At 61.8% G+C, this 17,926-nt stretch carries 19 protein-coding genes and 2 pseudogenes; 8 read left to right on the top strand and 13 right to left on the bottom strand.

What is annotated here, in order from left to right:
- Positions 1–22: 22 nt before the first annotated feature.
- The 3 genes from acpS to AC1DXM_RS16695 all read right to left on the bottom strand — a co-directional run bounded on the left by acpS (position 23) and on the right by AC1DXM_RS16695 (position 1,660).
- Positions 23–436, bottom strand: a complete 414-nt coding sequence (acpS, locus tag AC1DXM_RS16705) for a holo-ACP synthase (protein WP_477234301.1) — start codon at positions 434–436, stop codon at positions 23–25.
- A complete protein-coding gene (locus tag AC1DXM_RS16700; protein WP_142867701.1) occupies positions 433–1,017 on the bottom strand; it encodes a DUF2062 domain-containing protein in 585 nt (194 codons plus the stop codon). Before AC1DXM_RS16700 ends, acpS begins: the two co-directional genes overlap by 4 nt.
- A gap of 262 nt (positions 1,018–1,279) precedes the next feature.
- Positions 1,280–1,660, bottom strand: coding sequence for a VOC family protein (locus AC1DXM_RS16695; RefSeq protein ID WP_477234298.1), 381 nt, complete (start codon positions 1,658–1,660; stop codon positions 1,280–1,282).
- Between the two features lie 121 nt (positions 1,661–1,781).
- Here AC1DXM_RS16695 and AC1DXM_RS16690 point away from each other — a divergent pair, with 121 nt between their 5' ends.
- Both AC1DXM_RS16690 and AC1DXM_RS16685 read left to right on the top strand, forming a co-directional pair.
- Positions 1,782–1,967, top strand: coding sequence for a type II toxin-antitoxin system HicA family toxin (locus AC1DXM_RS16690; RefSeq protein ID WP_477234296.1), 186 nt, complete (start codon positions 1,782–1,784; stop codon positions 1,965–1,967).
- A gap of 5 nt (positions 1,968–1,972) precedes the next feature.
- Positions 1,973–2,374, top strand: coding sequence for a type II toxin-antitoxin system HicB family antitoxin (locus AC1DXM_RS16685; protein WP_477234294.1), 402 nt, complete (start codon positions 1,973–1,975; stop codon positions 2,372–2,374).
- Between the two features lie 47 nt (positions 2,375–2,421).
- On the opposite strand, the gene pyrE is transcribed toward AC1DXM_RS16685, so the two are convergent.
- The 3 genes from pyrE to rpoZ all read right to left on the bottom strand — a co-directional run bounded on the left by pyrE (position 2,422) and on the right by rpoZ (position 5,785).
- Positions 2,422–3,000: an orotate phosphoribosyltransferase gene (gene pyrE / locus AC1DXM_RS16680; protein WP_477234292.1), complete on the bottom strand. Its 579-nt coding sequence runs from the start codon at positions 2,998–3,000 to the stop codon at positions 2,422–2,424.
- A 24-nt stretch (positions 3,001–3,024) separates the two neighbouring features.
- Complete coding sequence (locus AC1DXM_RS16675; protein WP_477234290.1) at positions 3,025–5,256, bottom strand: RelA/SpoT family protein; 2,232 nt, start codon at positions 5,254–5,256, stop codon at positions 3,025–3,027.
- 127 nt (positions 5,257–5,383) lie between these two features.
- Positions 5,384–5,785, bottom strand: a complete 402-nt coding sequence (gene rpoZ, locus AC1DXM_RS16670; RefSeq protein ID WP_027045279.1) for a DNA-directed RNA polymerase subunit omega — start codon at positions 5,783–5,785, stop codon at positions 5,384–5,386.
- 331 nt (positions 5,786–6,116) lie between these two features.
- Here rpoZ and AC1DXM_RS16665 point away from each other — a divergent pair, with 331 nt between their 5' ends.
- Positions 6,117–6,698 carry a LabA-like NYN domain-containing protein gene (locus tag AC1DXM_RS16665; RefSeq protein WP_112560724.1) on the top strand — a complete coding sequence of 194 codons (582 nt, stop codon included), beginning with the start codon at positions 6,117–6,119 and terminating at the stop codon, positions 6,696–6,698.
- 12 nt (positions 6,699–6,710) lie between these two features.
- Positions 6,711–7,361 carry a uracil-DNA glycosylase gene (locus AC1DXM_RS16660; RefSeq protein ID WP_477234287.1) on the top strand — a complete coding sequence of 217 codons (651 nt, stop codon included), beginning with the start codon at positions 6,711–6,713 and terminating at the stop codon, positions 7,359–7,361.
- A 9-nt stretch (positions 7,362–7,370) separates the two neighbouring features.
- Here the strand turns inward: AC1DXM_RS16660 and AC1DXM_RS16655 are convergent.
- Positions 7,371–7,568: pseudogene (locus AC1DXM_RS16655) on the bottom strand (zinc-binding dehydrogenase); the annotation flags it as partial.
- Between AC1DXM_RS16655 and AC1DXM_RS16650 the strand changes: the two are divergent.
- Positions 7,569–7,805 (top strand): annotated as a pseudogene (locus AC1DXM_RS16650) (winged helix-turn-helix transcriptional regulator); the annotation flags it as partial.
- Between the two features lie 16 nt (positions 7,806–7,821).
- Here AC1DXM_RS16650 and AC1DXM_RS16645 read toward each other — a convergent pair.
- The gene (locus tag AC1DXM_RS16645; RefSeq protein WP_477234285.1) at positions 7,822–8,295 is read right to left on the bottom strand and encodes an Lrp/AsnC family transcriptional regulator; all 474 of its coding nucleotides are present in this window, start codon (positions 8,293–8,295) and stop codon (positions 7,822–7,824) included.
- Between the two features lie 145 nt (positions 8,296–8,440).
- Between AC1DXM_RS16645 and AC1DXM_RS16640 the strand changes: the two genes are divergently transcribed.
- On the top strand, positions 8,441–9,346 hold the full coding sequence (locus AC1DXM_RS16640) for a DMT family transporter (RefSeq protein ID WP_477234283.1): 906 nt from the start codon (positions 8,441–8,443) through the stop codon (positions 9,344–9,346).
- A 1-nt stretch (position 9,347) separates the two neighbouring features.
- Here AC1DXM_RS16640 and AC1DXM_RS16635 read toward each other — a convergent pair whose 3' ends face one another.
- The 3 genes from AC1DXM_RS16635 to dapA form a co-directional block, all read right to left on the bottom strand.
- Complete coding sequence (locus AC1DXM_RS16635) at positions 9,348–10,076, bottom strand: glycoside hydrolase family 25 protein (RefSeq protein WP_477234281.1); 729 nt, start codon at positions 10,074–10,076, stop codon at positions 9,348–9,350.
- An 89-nt stretch (positions 10,077–10,165) separates the two neighbouring features.
- Positions 10,166–10,645 carry an SsrA-binding protein SmpB gene (gene smpB, locus AC1DXM_RS16630; RefSeq protein WP_025583626.1) on the bottom strand — a complete coding sequence of 160 codons (480 nt, stop codon included), beginning with the start codon at positions 10,643–10,645 and terminating at the stop codon, positions 10,166–10,168.
- A 25-nt stretch (positions 10,646–10,670) separates the two neighbouring features.
- Positions 10,671–11,552: a 4-hydroxy-tetrahydrodipicolinate synthase gene (gene dapA / locus AC1DXM_RS16625; protein WP_477234279.1), complete on the bottom strand. Its 882-nt coding sequence runs from the start codon at positions 11,550–11,552 to the stop codon at positions 10,671–10,673.
- 242 nt (positions 11,553–11,794) lie between these two features.
- On the opposite strand from dapA, the gene AC1DXM_RS16620 reads away from it, so the two are divergent.
- Both AC1DXM_RS16620 and AC1DXM_RS16615 read left to right on the top strand, forming a co-directional pair.
- Positions 11,795–13,828 carry a lytic transglycosylase domain-containing protein gene (locus tag AC1DXM_RS16620; RefSeq protein WP_477234277.1) on the top strand — a complete coding sequence of 678 codons (2,034 nt, stop codon included), beginning with the start codon at positions 11,795–11,797 and terminating at the stop codon, positions 13,826–13,828.
- Between the two features lie 158 nt (positions 13,829–13,986).
- On the top strand, positions 13,987–14,886 hold the full coding sequence (locus AC1DXM_RS16615; protein ID WP_477234275.1) for an alpha/beta fold hydrolase: 900 nt from the start codon (positions 13,987–13,989) through the stop codon (positions 14,884–14,886).
- A 60-nt stretch (positions 14,887–14,946) separates the two neighbouring features.
- Here the strand turns inward: AC1DXM_RS16615 and AC1DXM_RS16610 are convergent, their stop codons facing one another.
- Both AC1DXM_RS16610 and AC1DXM_RS16605 read right to left on the bottom strand, forming a co-directional pair.
- Positions 14,947–15,969, bottom strand: coding sequence for a tyrosine-type recombinase/integrase (locus AC1DXM_RS16610; RefSeq protein ID WP_477234379.1), 1,023 nt, complete (start codon positions 15,967–15,969; stop codon positions 14,947–14,949).
- A gap of 289 nt (positions 15,970–16,258) precedes the next feature.
- Positions 16,259–17,473 (bottom strand): porin, encoded by a 1,215-nt coding sequence (locus AC1DXM_RS16605; RefSeq protein ID WP_477234273.1) that lies wholly within the window; start codon positions 17,471–17,473, stop codon positions 16,259–16,261.
- Between the last annotated feature and the right edge of the window lie 453 nt (positions 17,474–17,926).

Raw genomic sequence — 17,926 nt, 5'->3', positions numbered from 1 at the left:
AATCGCTGGTCGTCAGATGCAATCAATGTGGCGCTTGTTCGGCGGGCAGCGCCTCGATGATCACAAAGGCTTGAGCAAGCGGGAAATCATCGGTGATTGTGAGGTGGATCGCCGCTTTGTGTCCCTGCGGCAGGATTTTGGCCAGCCGCGCGGCCGCCCCGCCGGTCAGCGCCATGGTCGGCTTGCCGCTGGGCAGGTTGACAACCCCCATATCGCGCCAGAACACACCTTCCGCCAGGCCGGTGCCGAGCGCCTTGGCGCAGGCTTCCTTGGCGGCGAAGCGCTTGGCATAGGAGGCGGCACGCCCGCCACGGCCCTCGGAGCGGGCCTGCTCGACCTCGGTGTAGATGCGCTGGATGAAACGCTGGCCATGCCGTTCCAGCGACTTTTCAATGCGTCTGATGTCGATCAGGTCGCTGCCGATGCCGATGATCATTCGGCCGGAACTTCCCGTCCGCCGTGGCCGGCTTTGTGCGCCCGTTCGGCCATGCGCTTCCGGCGCTGCTCGCGAAAGGCGGTCATGCCCCAGCGGGTGATGCCGTAGAAGATGAGACCGAAGACCAGCCCGAGCGGCACAGCGCCGATCAGCATCGGCTCCAGGATCGGGTGCCACAGTTTGGCAAACGACAGCGTGTGCATCATTTCGCCGAGATGCGCGGGTGGTCCGTTCTTGGGCAGGCGCTCATGCAGGATCAGCTTGCCGACTTCCCAGGACGCCCCCCACAGCAGCGGGAAAGTCAGCGGATTGCCGAAGAATACCGCGCCGAGGGCGGCGGCCACCAGATTGCCGGCGATTACCCAGCAGAGCACGGCGGCGACGGCGAAATGGAAGCCGAGCGGGAAGAAAGAGGCGAACACGCCGGCCGCGACGCCGGCCGCGACTGCGTGTGGCGTGGCCTTCAGCCTGAGGATGCGCTTGGAGAAATACTGCAACGAGCGGGAAAACGAGCGGCGCGGCCACAGATAGGTACGCACCCGCTCCAACAGGCCATCAGGCTTGCGGCGTCGAAAAAGCACTCTGTTTCAATTCCCGTTCAGCAACGCCCCAACCATCACAGGCCAGGCGCGATAGGTCTATCTTGCGCTTCGAGGGCGCAGAAAGGCAACAACGACTTTAATATAGCGACTGCCTTGCCCCGGAACAACGAAACGCCGCCGCGCTGGTCTGCCGCAGTCCTGTAAAAGAGCGCTATTGGGGCGAAACTGAGGACGACCTCAGGTGAGAGGTTAGATAACGACGATAAGGCCCGCCCGCGAAGACGACGCCGAGGCGGATAGACTATTCCCGATATTCGCTGACTTCGACCAGATTGCCGTCCGGATCGCGAAAATAGACCGACATCATTGGGCCGCGAGCACCGGTACGTTCGACCGGACCGACTTCTACTGCCACGCCATTGGCCTCCAGGCTGCCACAGATCTCGGCAAGCGGCCTGGCGGCGACCAGACAGAAATCGCCGGACCCGGCAGTCGGCGTCTTGGCTTTCGGCTCAAAAGTGCGACCGACTTCATGCAGGTTGATCTTCTGCGACCCGAACAGCAGCGCCGTCGGCCGGTTCGGCTCGTCGAGACGTTTCAGGCCAAGCACGCGCTGATAGAACGCGCAGGTGGCCTCCACAGAGCGGACCGTCAGCACGAAATGATCGATACCGGCGATCATAGTGTTTTTCCCTTATGCATGTCGTTGCTCCAAAACCGCCGCACACTTTCGAACGACCTTCATCTTCTACCAGACCGGTTTTCATTGACATCGTACGGCATTGGTGTGTATTTATACACACATGAAGAGTGCCGACGTGATTGTAAAGTTGGTTGCCGATGGTTGGTTTGAAGTTGCTCGAAAAGGCAGTCATGCTCAATTCAAGCACGACAAACCGGGACGGGTCACCGTACCACACCCCAAACGAGACATACCCATCGGCACCCTGCGCAGCATCGAAAAACAATCCGGACTGAAACTGAGGTGAGACCCGTGCAGCAGTATATCGGACTTATCCATAAGGATGCTGAAAGCGACTTTGGCGTCTCTTTTCCTGATTTTCCCGGCCTGGTTACGGCGGGTGAAAACTTGGACGACGCCCGAGGCATGGCCGAAGAAGCCCTTGCCTTCCACATCGAAGGACTCGTTGAGGACGGAGAGGCTATTCCGGAGCCCTCGTCTCTGTCTGAGATTATGGCATCAGCGATCAATCGCGATGGCGTAGCTATCCTGTTTGGGGTGAAAACCGATGCTAAAAAGGTGGTGCGAGTAAACGTCACCCTACCGGCTGATGTTCTTCAACGGATCGACGCGTTTGCTGAGGCTCACGGCTATACGCGATCTGGTTTTCTCGCCAAGGCGGCGGAGAAGGCAATGCAGCAAGAGGCTGCCTGACTTTCATTGTGGAAGGTCCAGCGCACTGTCGGGCGAGATGCATTCCCTCAGATGTTGCGGCTGCCGGGCTTGATCGCCGGTATGGCGGCCAGTTCCGGCGGCAGGCGGTCGGCGGGATAGGCCGGCACTTCATATTCGGCAAGCGCGATCAGCGGCACGCCGACATTGGTCTTGCCGGCCGAGCGATCGATGATGCAGGCGGCGGCCACCACTTCGGCGCCGAGTTCACGCAGACAGTCGATGGTCTCGCGGATCGACAGGCCGGTGGTGACGATGTCCTCGACGATGACGACGCGCGATCCCGGCGCAATCTCGAAGCGGCGCAGCCGGAACTCGCCGCCTTCGCGCTCGACCCAGATCGCCGGGACGCCGAGATGGCGCGAGGTCTCGTAGGCCGGGATCAGCCCGCCGATCGCCGGGCCGACGATATAGTCGATCTTGCCCGGCACCGCCTTGCGGATCTTTTCAGCCAGCGCCTTGCACAGGCGCTCGGTCTTGTCGGCATGCATGAAGACCCGCGCCTTCTGCAGGAAGATCGGACTGCGCAGGCCGGACGTCAGGATGAAATGTCCCTCCAGAACAGCGCCCGCCTCGCGGAATATGCCCAGCACTTCGTCCGTATTCATCCTGCCCTGCCCCGAAATCAGTGGTTAGCCGTTGACGCGCCGCGCATCGCTGACGCTCGAATTGTCCTTGAGCTGCGACAGCAGCCGGTTGAGATGCTTCAGATCCCAGACTTCGAGATCGATCAGCATTTCGGTGAAGTCGGGCGCGGTGCGCACCATCGACAGCGTATGGATGTTGGCGTCGTTCGAGGCAACCACCTGGGCGATGTCGGCCAACGACCCCGGTGCGTTGATGGCGGTGACCGAGACGCGCGCCGGAAAGCGTTCCTTGGTCTGCTCGTCAATGTCCCAGCGCACGTCGATCCAGCGCTCCGGCTGGTCATCGAAGGCCTGCAGCGCCGGCGACTGGATGGGATAGATGGTGATGCCAGTGCCGGGCTGGACGATGCCGACGATGCGGTCGCCGGGCACGGCTCCTTCCGGCGCGAAGCGCACCGGCAGGTCGCCTCGCACGCCGCGGATCGGCACAGCGCCATCGCGCGGCTGGCCCTTGTCCTTGCGCGCGGCTCGCGTACCGGGCATCTGGAACAGCATGCCGGCAGCGTTGCGGATCTTCGACCAGCCTTCCTCGCGCTGCTTGGGGGCACTCACGGTGACGCGCTCATCCTTGTAGTCGGGAAAGACCGCCTTCATGACGTCGGTGGAGGCAAGCTCGCCACGCCCGACGGAGGCCAGCACATCCTCGATGTCCTTGCGCGCCAGCCGGTGCAGCACCGGCTTCAGGTTTTCCTTGGTGAAGGTCTTGCCGGCGCGTTCGAAAGCGCGCTCGAGGATACGGGCGCCGAGACCCGAATACTGCTTGCGGATGGCGTTCTTGGTGGCGCGGCGGATGGCCGAGCGCGCCTTGCCGGTGACAACAACCGATTCCCAGGCAGCGGGCGGCACCTGCGCCTTGGAGCGGATGATCTCGACCTCGTCGCCGTTCTTGAGCTCGGTCATCAGCGGCATGATGCGGCCATTGACCTTGGCGCCGACGCAGGTGTCGCCGACATCGGTGTGCACGGCATAGGCAAAATCGATGGGGGTAGCGCCGCGCGGCAGCGCGATCAGCATGCCTTTCGGCGTGAAGCAGAAGACCTGGTCCTGGAACAGCTCGAGCTTAGTGTTTTCGAGGAAATCTTCCGGATTGTCGCCTTCGGCCAACTGCTCGATGGTGCGCCGCAACCAGGCGTAAGCGTTGGTCTCTTTTGAGATCGTATGCGCGGCACCGTTGGTCTTGCCGCCGGTGTCCTTGTAGATCGAATGGGCGGCGACGCCATATTCGGCGATCTTGTTCATCTCGCGGGTGCGGATCTGCAGTTCGACGCGCTGGCGCGACGGACCGACGATGGTGGTGTGGATCGAGCGGTAGTCGTTCTGCTTGGGCGTCGAGATGTAATCCTTGAAGCGGCCGGGCACCATCGACCATGTCGTGTGGATGGCGCCGAGCGCGCGATAACAGTCTTCGACGCTGTCGACGACGACGCGGAAGCCGAAAATGTCGGAGAGCTGCTCGAAGGACAGCGCCTTGGCCTCCATCTTGCGGAACACCGACCACGGCTTCTTCTGCCGGCTCTTCACGCCGGCGTTGATCGCGTGCTTCTCGAACAGCGCCGACAGCGCCTTCTCAATGTCGGTCAGCACCCCTTTGTTGCGCTCGAAGATCTCGGCAAGCCGCGCGGTGACGGCGCGGTAGGCTTCCGGATTGATGAAGCGGAAGGCGATCTCCTCCAGCTCCTCGCGCATGCCTTGCATGCCCATGCGCCCGGCGAGCGGCGCATAGATATCCATCGTCTCCTCGGCGATGCGCAGGCGCTTGGCCTCGGGCATATGGTCGAGGGTGCGCATATTGTGCAGGCGGTCGGCGAGCTTGACCAGAAGGACGCGCACATCCTCCGAGATGGCTAGCAACAGCTTGCGCAGGTTCTCCGCCTGCTCGGCCTTCTTGGAGACGAGATCGAGCTTCTTCAGCTTTGTCAGGCCCTCGACCAGTTTGCCCATTTCGGGGCCGAACAGATCGTCAATCTCGGCCCGCGTCGCGGTCGTGTCCTCGATCGTGTCGTGCAGCAGAGCGACGGCGATCGTCGCCTCGTCCATGTGCATTTCGGTGAGGATGGCGGCGACTTCGAGCGGATGGGAGAAATAGGGATCGCCGGACGCGCGCTTCTGGTGGCCATGCTTCTGCATGGCGTAGACATAGGCCTTGTTGAGCAACGCCTCGTTGACGTCAGGCTTGTAGCGCGCGACGCGCTCGACAAGCTCATACTGACGCATCATGGGCGGGTTCTCGCGGTGCTGAAATGATTGATGCGCCGCACTAGCGTACGGCGCATCTCATAGATAGCCACGAAACTGACGGGACGGAAGTGACGGAACCATATTCCCGGCAGGTCCAGAGCGCCGCTTAGTAGTCGTCGCTCTTTTCTGGCGGTACCAGGCCTTCGATGCCGGCCAGCAAGTCTTCCTCGGTCATGCGATCGAAGGTGACGTTTTCTTCGGCGTCGTCGGCATCGGTTGCCGCGACTGCGCCACCGGTCTGGTCGGCGATCGCCTCGCCGTCGGCTTCGGGCTCGTCGACCTCGACATGCTTCTGCAGCGAGTGGATCAGATCTTCCTTGAGGTCGTCGGGCGACAGCGTCTCATCGGCGATCTCGCGCAGCGCTACGACCGGATTCTTGTCGTTGTCGCGCGGCACGGTGATCGGCGCGCCCTGGCTGATCTGGCGGGCGCGATGGCCGGCGAGCAGCACGAGCTCGAAGCGGTTGTCGACCTTGTCGATGCAGTCTTCAACGGTTACGCGGGCCATTGATTGCCCCTTTCATGCCTGGATTTGATGGAAAACAGGCGCGGTCCATAACCCGAACGCCGCCAAAATACAAGCATTATGGCACTGTGACCTCGTGGGCCGACCAATACCGGTTTCGGGCGCCGATGAATGCCTTGCCGGCGAAGCCTGCCCACCGGCGACGATACGGCACCGATCACAATTGCTTGCAGTCGGCCCAGGCACCCTTGGATTGCCGTAAAACTGGCGCTATCTCGGTTGACGAAAGGTCAGCCGGTTTATTTACGAGCCGACCGATATATCAGACCCATTTCGATTAGTCCGCCACCTATTTCGAAAAAGGAATATTGCCATGTTCGACCCCCGTGAAAAAATCGCTCTTTTCATCGACGGCGCCAATCTTTACGCCACCTCGCGGGCACTCGGCTTCGACATAGACTACCGCAAACTGCTGTCGAGCTTTCAAAAGCGCGGCTATCTGCTGCGCGCTTACTACTACACTGCATTGGTCGAGGACCAGGAATACTCTTCGATACGGCCGCTGATCGACTGGCTCGACTATAATGGCTTCAAGGTGGTGACCAAGCCGGCCAAGGAATTCACCGACTCGACCGGCCGCCGCAAGATCAAGGGCAATATGGACATCGAGTTGACCGTCGATGCGCTCGAACTTGCCGATGTCGTCGACCACTATGTCATCTTCTCCGGCGATGGCGATTTCCGCACGCTGGTCGAAGCGCTGCAACGGCGCGGCCGCAAGGTCTCGATCGTCTCCACCATGGCCTCGCAGCCGCCGATGATCTCAGACGATCTGCGCCGCCAGGCCGACCACTTCATCGACCTGACATCGCTGAAGAACGAGGTTGGCCGCGATCCATCCGAGCGGCCGGTGCGCCGGCCCGAGCCGGCCGAGGTCGACGAGGAAGACTATTGAGAAGCGGCCGCCTTGAACGCCGCTTCCGAGCCGAACCGCGACTGCCCACTCTGCCCGCGCCTGCATGATTTCATCGCAGACTGGCGGCAGCGCGAGCCGTCATGGTTCAATGCGCCGGTGCCGACCTTCCTGCCGCCTGAGGGCGACGGCGCCGTCGAGCTGCTGATCGTCGGACTGGCGCCCGGCCTGCGCGGCGCCAACCGGACGGGGCGGCCTTTCACCGGCGACTATGCCGGCGACCTGCTCTATTCGACGCTGATCGCGCACGGCTTTGCGCGCGGCGAATTCAAGGCGCGGCCCGATGACGGCTTGCTGCTGGTCGGCACCGCGATCACCAATGCGGTGCGCTGCGTGCCGCCAGAGAACAAGCCGGTCGGCGCCGAGATCGCCACCTGCCGCAGTTTTTTGGTGCCGACGATTGCGCGCTTCCCCAGGCTGCGTGCGGTGCTGGCGCTGGGTTCGATCGCTCACCAGTCGACGGTCAGGGCGCTGGGCCAGCGCGTCGCCGCCTATCCATTCAAACATGGCGGCCGGCTCGAGGCCGGCGCTGTTACACTGTTTTCCAGCTATCACTGCTCGCGCTACAACACCAACACCGGTGTTTTGACGGAAGCCATGTTCGTCAGGGTATTCAGCGACATCGCGGAACTCCTGCGGACCTAACGCCTCCTCTCAGAACCCCTCCAGCACGATCTTGCCCTTGGCCTTGCCGGTCTCGATCAGCGCATGGGCGCGCTTCAGATTGGCGGCATTGATGGGACCGAACGTTTCGCCCAAAGTGGTGCGGATGGTGCCGGCGTCGACAAGCCGTGCCAGTTCGTTGAGATGTGCGCCCTGCGCGGCAATATCAGGCGTTTCATACAGTGAGCGCGCTTCAACGAGATACGCCGGCGCATTCCGAACTGCACCCAGCGCATGCTGACCAACCAGCTTCGCGAATTGGAAATGGATGGGCTGATCGCTCGCAAGGTCTATGCGCAGGTGCCGCCGAAGGTGGAATACAGCCTGACACCGCGCGGCAGAAGCCTGGAGCCAGTGATCACCGCCCTGAAAGTCTGGGGCGATGCGAATGTGACGCTGGCGCCTGAGGTCTCTCGAGCCGCCTGACTTCAGGCAGTCCGTCTCACACCGGCAGCAGCGCGTCCGGCTTCACATCCGATATCGAAGCATAGGTGTGGGTTTCCCGCACACCCGGCAGCGGCAGGATCACGCGCTTCAAAAAATCCTGATAGGCGGCCATCTCGGAAATTCGCGCCTTCACCAGATAATCGAAGCCGCCGACGACCATGTGGCATTCCAGCACTTCGGGGGCTTTCGCCACTGCGTCGGCGAAACGGTCGAACACATGCGGCGCCGCCTGGTCGAGCCTGACTTCGATGAAGACGAGCGTGCCCCGGCCGATCTTTTGCGGATTGAGCACGGCCCGTACGGCAGTGATGAACCCGTCACGAAACAGGCGCTTCACCCGCTGGCTGGCGCCGGTCGGCGACAGGCCGACTCGGGCGGCGAGATCGAGCGTGGTCCGGCGACCGTCCTCCTGCAGCAACCGCAGCAGGCTGCGGTCGATGGCATCAAGCTGATCGGATTCATGATTCACGTTCGTGGTGCCCCTGTGGTGTGATTTTCACTTCCCAATTGCGAAAACAGCATATTTTGTCGCACCATTTTCAACAATAGGCTGCGCTTTAAACGAGAGCCGCTAGAGGAAGAAACCTCCGCCGGCAGGATCCAACGGGATGAGAATGCGCGCGGCAGAGGACCGAAACACGAAGCCGGCAATTCTTGCCGGCCTGGCAATGATCGGCATTTACGCCTTGCAGTTCGTCGCCGCCCGGTTCAGCCTGCGGGAGCATCTGACGGCGACCGATCTCGCGACCTTGCGCTTTATCGGCGCCGGCATGGTCATGCTCCCGGTCGTCTGGAGAAGCGGCCTGGCGACTATCAACGCATTGGGCCGGAGACGTGCCTTGACGCTGGCGGCGCTGGCCGGACTGCCCTACCCGATCATCATTAATTGGGGCCTGACCTATGCGCCCGCCGCGCATGGCGCTGCACTTTGCCCTGCCTCGATCGTGTTCTTCTCGTTCGTGCTGTCGCACATGGCTACAACTGATAAAGCCTCGCGCCAGCGAACCATCGGCGTCGCCGCCATCATCGCCGGGCTGATCCTTTTCATCACGCCGGTGCGCCCCGGCAGCGGCGTGAAGGATGTCCCGTTCGGTGATCTTTTGTTCATCGCGTCGGGCGCAATGTTTGCCGCCTATGCCGTTCTCGTGCGGCGCTGGCGCGTCGATCCGGTCACGGCGACCGCAACGGTCGTGCTCCTGTCATGCGTGCCGCTGCCATTGCTCTATTTCTTTGCCCCGAGCGGGCTGCGCGCCGCATCAGTGGCCGAGATCGCCAGCCAGATCGTCATTCAAGGGTTTTTGGCAGGTGCGGCCGCCATGTTCCTCTACACCTATGTCGTCCGACAGCTGGGGTCGCAAACGGCATCACTGTTCATGCCATGCGTGCCGATCGCAACGGTCGTGATCGCCATGACGGTACTCGGCGAAACGCCGACCGGCACCCAGTTCGCCGCCATCGTGATCATGGCTGCGGGAATGGCCTTTTCGGCCATCACCAGACCTGCGGCCAAGACTGCCTGATTCAGGGCGATGGCGATGGTTGTGCAGATGGTGCAAACAACTCAGCCAGCGTTTGCTGCCCGCCCTGCAGCACATTGAGGTCGACATCGCCCTCGATGCCGTCGACGCGGCCCATATTGTGGTACTGCCAGTAGATCCAGCCGTCCTCGCTCGGTTTGATCGCCAGCGAGCGCAGCCAGCGCGGCCGCACAGCTATCTGTTCGGCATAGGCGTCCTCAGCCTCGTCGGTCAGGTAGATGATCGCCGGCTTGCCGAACGCGGCTTCAACCGGCCCGAGGAAGGCCTGGAGTTCCGCGCCCAGCTGTTGCGGCGACGGGCGCTGCGGGCAATTGCCGCCGAATTCGATGTCGACGACCGGCGGCAGTAGCGGCTGATCGTGCGGCACGACCGCGATGAAATTCTTCGCCTGGTCGGCGCCCGGCCGGCAGAAGGTGAAAAAGTGGTAGGCGCCGACGGCAAGGCCGGCCGCACGGGCCTCGCGCAGATTTTTGGCGAAGGCATCGTCGACATGGTCGCCACCCTCAGTCGCCTTGATGATGGCGAAAGCGACGTCATCGGCCGCAACGCGCCGCCAGTCGATCTCGCGCTGATGATGGGAAACGTCGATGCCCCTGACCGGATAGGCATCGCGATCCGGCGAGAAGGTTTGGAAATAGAAGAAGCCGCCTGCCGCGACGAGGCCGGCAAAGACCAAGCTGGCCGCGCCCCAAAGGATGATCCGGTTTCTCAAGACCATCCCCTGTTCATCGTCGTGGCTGATTGGTCGAAACCCTTGAAAGCCAAACCGTTGGCTTTTCTAAGGCTATTCTCCGAGGCCCCTCACCCACGCTCTTTGAGAAGCCGGCCCTTCTCGCGCGACCAGTCGCGCTGTTTTTCGGTTTCGCGCTTGTCGTGCAGTTTCTTGCCGCGGCCGACGGCGAGGAGCAGCTTGGCGCGGCCCTGATCGTTGAAATAAATCTTCAGCGGCACCAGCGTCATGCCTTCGCGCTCAATGCTTTGCGACAGTTTTGCCATCTCGCGCTTGTTGAGCAGCAGCTTGCGGCGCCGGCGCGGCTCATGGTTGAAGCGGTTGGCTTGCAGATATTCCGGCAGATAGGAATTGATCAGCCAGATCTCACCGCCTTCGACCGAGGCGTAACTGTCCTGGATGTTGGCCTGGCCCTGGCGCAAAGACTTGACCTCGGTGCCGGTCAGCACCAGGCCGGCCTCGACCGTGTCGAGGACCTCATAGGAAAACCGCGCCTTGCGGTTTTCCGCAACGGTCTTGTTGTTGGGATCGGCTTTTCTGACTTGATTCATGATGCGGAGAGGTGGCGCCTCATCCTCAATTTATCAAGCCGGTGTGCTTCATCGCCGCATCGATCTTCTCGGCGGTCGATGCCTCGATCGTCACCAGTGGCGAGCGCACAACGTTCTCGACCTTGCCAATCTTCGACAGCGCGTATTTGACGCCGCACAGGCCGGGCTCGAGGAAGATGGCCTTGTGCAGCGGCAACAGACGGTCCTGCAACTCCAGCGCCTTGGCGCTGTCGCCGGACAGCGTCGCTTCCTGGAATTCGGCGCACAGCCTGGGCGCGACATTCGACGTCACCGAGATGCAGCCGACGCCGCCATGCGCGTTGAAACCAAGTGCCGAGGCATCCTCGCCCGAAAGCTGAATGAACTCCTTGCCGCAGGTGGCGCGCTGTTCGGACACGCGCTCGACCTTGCCGGTGGCATCCTTGACGCCAACGATGTTCTTGAAGTCGTGCGCCAGCCGACCCATCGTTTCGGGCATCATGTCGATCACCGAGCGCGGCGGAATGTTGTAGATAATGATCGGCAGGCTGGTCGCCCTGGCGACGGCGGCGAAATGCTCGTAGAGGCCGCGCTGCGTCGGCCTGTTGTAATAGGGCGTGACGACCAGGGCTGCATCGGCGCCCGCCTTTTCGGCATATTGCACCAGACCGACCGCTTCCGCGGTGTTGTTGGAGCCGGCACCGGCGACGACAGGCACCCTGCCCTTGGCGACCTCGATGCAGACCTTGACGACATGGCGATGCTCGTCATGCGACAGCGTCGGCGACTCGCCTGTGGTTCCCACCGGGACGAGGCCCGTGGTGCCCTCGGCGATCTGCCATTCGACGAAAGCGCGAAAGGCTTTCTCGTCGAAACGCCCGCTCTTTTCGAACGGTGTCACGAGCGCAGTAAGCGAGCCTCTCAGCATGTCGTCCAACTCCTTGGGACTTTTCGGTTTCTTGGTGTGTTTTAGCGTCGGCGCCTTCTAGCCGAAAGCGAAGCCGCGCACCATAGTCTCGACACTGTTCAGCGGCAAGCATGCCGATGGTGCCAGCAAGCGTAATTCGAACGGCCTCGATAACCCTTTGTTTACGGGCTCTTCACGACCTAAGTCTAGGCTTTGAGGCACCTGGGCTTGCCATTTAAAGTGCCGCAACAGGGATCAGGATCATGCCGGCCAGTCGGCCCCTCCGCTTCGTATTGCTTGGCGCCGTTGCCCTGCTGATAGTGGGGACGGCGGCAAATGAGAGCGTCGATGAGCAGACAACCTCGTCGATCCCGATGCCTGGCCTGCAGGACGACGCGCAGATTGATGCGCCCTCCGCCAGTCTCGTTGTGTTGAAAAGCGGTCTCGACGCCTTGGCGACCGGCGATATTGCCGCTGCGCGCACCGTACGCGAGACATTGCCGGCCAATTCGCTGGACCGCCACATCCTTGCCTGGGCGATCGCGCTCTATGGCGGCGACCGTGTGCCGAGCAGCGAGATTGCCGATACCGCAAAGATGTTGCCGACCTGGCCGGGCACCATCGCCCTGCGCAAGAACAGCGAACGCGCGCTCTACCGTGAAAGCCCGTCGCCGCAGACCGTGGTGAAGGCCTTCGATGGCAGCCAGCCGCTGACCTTCGAAGGCGTCGTGATCCTGGCCCGATCCTATGTGGCGCTGGGCAACGCCAAGGCCGCCCTTTCAGTTTTGTCACCGTTCTGGCGCACCGAAAAACTGGAAGCGAAGGATGAGGCGTCCGTCATCAAGGAGTTTGGCGCCATCATCCCGGCTGCCGACCATCGTTTCCGCATGGAACGGATGTTTTATGCAGACCGGGAGAATTCGGCGCTGCGGGTCGCAGCACTTGCCGGCGCGCAACCGCTGGCCGATGCCTGGGCCGCCGCCTCGCGTGGTGACAAGAACGCGGCCAAGCTGTTGAAAGCAGTGCCTGCGGCGCAGCAATCGGCCGGCTATTTCTTTGCGCAAGCTGAATATCTGCGCAAGCAGCGGAAGTTTGCGGATGCCGCCGCGGTGGTGATGAAAGCGCCAACCGATCGCGACACGCTGGTCGATCCCGATGCCTGGTGGGTCGAGCGCCGCGTGTTGTCGCGCGCGCTGGTCGACCAGGGCGACTGGAAGACTGCCTACAAGATCGTTGCCGCGCATGCCGCCGAAAGCCCCGTCAGCGCCGCCGAGGCTGAATTCCACGCCGGCTGGTATGCGCTGCGCGGCCTCAACGATCCCGCGACGGCCTCGACCCATTTTGCCCGCATCGCCGACCTCGCGCAGGGGCCGATGTCTCTGTCGCGCGCCTATTACTGGCTTGGCCGCGCAGCGGAAGTCGGCGGCCCCGGCGAGGCGAAAACCTATTTCACCAAGGCGGCCGCCTATGGCACCACTTTCTACGGACAGTTGGCGGCGGAACGGGTTGGTCTGCGCACGCTGAACATCGTCTATCCCGAGCCAAGCACCGCAGACCGCCAAAGCTTTGACGGACGCGAAGCGGTCAGCGCCATCAAGCGGCTGCAGGAGGCGGGCTATGACCGCTATGCCGAGACGCTCTACCGCGACCTCGCCGGACAGTTGACCAGCCCCGGCGAACTGGCGCTGCTGGCCGTGCTGGCGGAAAAGCAGGGCAACCATTTCATGGCGCTGAAGGTCGGCAAGATCGCCGGCGCGCGCGGCATCGATGTCGGCGCGCTGTCGCATCCGCTGGGCGTCATTCCCGACACCGCCGACATTTCCGGCTCGGGCAAGGCGCTGGCCTATGCCATCGCCCGCCAGGAGAGCGAGTTCAATGTCGGCGCCGTCTCCAGCGCCGGCGCGCGCGGCCTGCTGCAGCTGATGCCGGGCACCGCAAAACAATTGGCCAAGAAGGCCGGGCTAACGTTTTCGCAGGATCGGCTGACCAGCGATGCCGGCTACAATGCGACGCTGGGCGCGGCCTTCCTCGGCGAGCAGCTCGACCGCTTCGGCGGCTCCTATGTGCTGACCTTCGCCGGCTACAATGCCGGCCCCAACCGCGCCAGCCAATGGGTGGCCAAATATGGCGACCCGCGCGGCAAGGGCATCGACGCCGTCGTCGACTGGATCGAACGGATTCCCTACACGGAAACAAGAAGCTACGTTCAGCGCGTGATGGAGAATTACGAAGTCTACAAGATGCGCATTTCCGGGAAGTACGACATTGTCGGCGACCTGGTGAACGGGCGGAGCTGAGGCGACAGAGCGTCGCAGACAGACATTTGCGATCCTTCGCGCCCCCCTCTGTCCCTCCGATATTTCCAAGACTGTCAGCTTGCCGACAACCCCCTATTTGACCACTCCCGCCCTCGCCTGTAGCAGTCGGAGACGATCCGACCAGGGAGCCCCTTCAGATGTCGAGCAGCGACGGCTTTTCCGACTTTTTCTACACCGCGCCGGACGGGCTCAAGCTTCACGCCCGCGTCTATGGCGAGACAAACTCGGGAACATGGCCGGTCGTCTGCCTGCCTGGGCTGACCCGCAACGCGCGCGACTTTCATGAGCTTGCGCTCTATCTGTCGCGGCGAGCCAACCATCCGCGCAAGGTCATCGCCTTCGACTATCGCGGCCGTGGCCAATCGGCCTATGACCCTGAAATCGGCCACTACAATGTCGGCATCGAGGCCGGCGACATTCTCGCCGGGCTCACGGCGCTCGACACCGCGGAAGCGGCCTTCATCGGCACGTCGCGCGGCGGGCTGATCATCCATGTGCTCGGCGCGCTGCGGCCAGCCGTGCTGAAAGCCATTGTGCTCAACGACATTGGCCCGGTGATCGAAGCGAACGGGCTCGCTCATATCCGCACCTATCTCGATCCGGCACCAAAGCCGAAGAGCCGCGCCGACGCAATCGATGCCCAACGCAGTGCTCATGGCGCGGATTTTCCTGCGCTGACCGCGGCGGATTGGGAGCGGATGGTGTCGGCTCTCTATCGCGAGACGGATCAGGGGCTGATGCCGGATTTCGACCCAAGGCTGGTCGAGACGCTGGCGGGTGTCGACTTCAGCAAGCCGTTGCCGGATCTGTGGCCGCAGTTCGAGGCGCTGGCAGCCATACCGCAGCTTGCCATACGCGGGGCCAACTCGAAACTTTTGTCGGTGGAGACGTTCGAAGAGATGGGCAAGCGTCATCCCGGCCTGGAAGCGATCACGGTCGACGGCCAGGGCCACGCGCCCTTCCTGGAGACAGGCGATCTGCCCGGCGCCATCGCAGCTTTCCTGGACAAGGCGGAAAACACGGCTCGAACAAAGTAAACCCCAAGATCAAATATGATCCTGGGGTCATCTTTTCAGTATATGAGTGACTCGATGAAACTATTTGGCTTTCGAGCTTTTCCTGGGCGCCTTGGCCGGTTTCGCCGCGGTCGCTTCGCCCTTTTGCTTCGGCGCTGCCGCTGAAACAGTGGTCAGCGGAGATGCGAAGGCCGAGCTTTCGCCTGACATACCCTCGCCGCGCGGCGTCTCCAGCACGACGACGCAGCCGTCGAGATCGTTGGTGGCCAGGTGCGCATAACGCATTGTCATCGAAAGCGTCTGGTGGCCGAGCCACATTTGCACGCGGCGGATGTCGATGCCACCCTGGACCAGACGCGAGGCGCAGGTGTGGCGCAATATATGCGGCACCACCTGGTCGTCGGCGCCGAGACCGACTTCGGCCTTGGCATCGTTCCAGATGGCGCGAAATTGTGCCTGGCTGAGTTTGGTGAACGGACCCTTGGGCCTGCGACCCTCTGAAGGTGGCAGCTTGATCACCTCTTTGACCCGTTCGGTCATCGGAATGGTGCGGCTGCGGCCGGATTTGGTAATCCAGAACGAGACGCGATGTTCCTGGATGTCGTTCCAGATCAGTCCGAGGGCTTCGCCAAGGCGGCAGCCGGTGTCGACGAGGAAGACGGAGAGACGATAGGCATCCTCGCTGCGGCTCTTGATGGCAGCGAACAACCTTGCCTCTTCGTCCCTTTCGAGGAAACGAATCCGTCCCGCCCGCTCTTTCTGGCGGCGGAACTCGGGCAGGCTGTGGATATCCCCCATCTTGTAAGCCTTGCGCAGCAGTTTGCTGAGGGCAGCCATCTTTCGATTGATGGTTGCGTTGCTGTTGCCGCGCTGGCGCAAGGTGCCGATAAGGTTGTCGAGGGTGCTCTGGTCGAAGGCGCTGAACCGTTCTCCGAGGAGAATCTCGTCTATTTCGCCGATGAAGGAGCTGACATTGTACTTATGCCGCCCATCATCCCAGAGTATGTCTCGGTATGCTGAAAAAAGCTCTCCGACCCTGTGCGACTTTACTTCTCTGATCTTGTTGTAGCTGTATTTTATCTTCGAGGTTTGAGAAGAGAACATTGAGAAATGTTCGGAGGGATCACCCTCTTGTATCGCTTCGATGGTCATCAAATGCCACACCCCCGAGTGGATAGAGTCAGACCTACCCGCTTGGAAGCGTCCTTTCAAGAGATTTAATCACGCAGTTGTGAATTCATCCGCCCATCAGCGGATCCCACGAACTCACTCTTACGGACTGTTCAGCTGCCGATTCCCCCTGTTCCTTCTGCTTGTCTTGACCCAGTCACGAAACAAAACAGCCCGGGCGTTGAAGCGCCCGGGCTGGTATTCACCTGTATAAAGCCAGCCCTTAGAACGAGCGCTGGAAGCGGAGCATGCCGCCGATGGCGTCGTCGCCATCAGTAATACCGGTCCAGTTGTGGTTCGAGCCAAGGGTATCGACATCATCAATTTTGCCTGCATTGACGTAGTCGACTTCGGCCGTGATCGTCAGGCCGGGGACGATGTCGTAGGCGATGTTGGCTGCGATGCCGAGATTTTCGCCTTCGTCATAAGAGACCTGAGCATTGAACGAGGTCTTCTCGTTGATGGTGTAGGTGCCACCACCCCAGACTGCCCAGTTGCCATCCCACTGCTTGTAGAAGCCGCGACCGCCGGCCGGGAACGCGTAGGTCGGGTCCGTCAGGTTGTCGTCGGTGCCGTAGCCGCCCATGATGAAGAGCGACAGGTTCTGCATCGGGGTGATGTCCAAACGAACCTTGCCGGCGACTTCCTCGTAGTTGCTGTCGTAAGCGATGACGCCAGTGATGGCGCCCCAGCCCTGCGTGTACTTCACGCCGCCGACGACATGCGGAACATAGCTGTCGATCGTGCCCACGCCGTAGGAACCAGCAGTGCCGCCGCCCGCGCCTTCTTCGAGAGAGATCACGGCCGAGAAGCCGTTGCCCGCGTCGAAGTAGTACTGGATGACGTTGGTGTCGAAATCGCCGTAAGGAACGAGCGTATCCTGGATGACGTTGCCGGCGTAGCCGATGAACGTATTGAAGGCCGATTCGTCCTTACCGACGCGCAGGCCACCGAGCTGGATCCAGGCGAAGTTCAGCGAGACGGTGTCGCCGTTGCCGGCAGCGTTGGGCGAGCCAAACAGGGGGCCGGGTCCATCCGGATCCGCACCCGAATCACGGTTGTTGTTCTGGAAGTTGAAGCGGGTCTCGGTGTAGGTCTTCAAGGTGCCGAGCTCGGTTTCCTGGCCGGTCCAGGTCTTAAGCGAGAAACGGGCATGCTTGAACCAGGTGTCGTTGCTGCCGCCGTCCTCAGTGTCGGCGGACGTCGCACCGTCGAACGAACCGACGTCGCCGCCGCCGATGTCGTAACGGACATAGCCGCCGATGCGCAGGCAGGTTTCGGTGCCGGGGATGTAGAAGTAGCCCGAGCCGTAAACGTCGCAAATCTTGACGTATTCAGCCGGTTCCGGCTCGGCGACGACGACGGCGTCGGCGGCGCGCGCACCGGAAACTGCGATCAGGGCCGCAGCGGAGCCGAGAAGAAGGCTCTTGATGTTCATTTTCTGACCTCCAGTCAAAAGTTAAAAAACGGGTCTGGGTATTCTTTGCTGAAGGACAGCGTTCCCTGCCCCATCCCCACTACCGAAAAAGATGCGCACCGCGCCGCTCCTTCGAATTCGACATTACCCATGAGGCGGCGGCGTTCAACCACGATCGTACCGGCGAAAGGGCTGACCGGACGCTATCCCCCGGCGTTGTTGCACAAATGACACGATTTGGCCTCAGTCAGAAAGCTCTCGTTAACCATCGAAGGGCCTGGAAGCCTTGGCCTGGGCCTCGCAATACGGCCGAATCCGGCGATGGCCGGCCGAAATTGCGGCTCCGTTGCCGACTCGCTGGCCAAGGAGCTGCCGCAGAATCGCCGCATGCGAAGGGGCTGCTGCGGCCGAATCCGGATTTTTCACGGATAATGGCGCCGGCTTGTTGATTGTGCCGGCGCTTTTCTTTATCCA

The organism is Mesorhizobium sp. P3_A2 (assembly GCF_056403115.1).
Note: the sequence above shows the minus strand (reverse complement) of the source record. Positions and strands in the feature narration are given on the sequence as shown.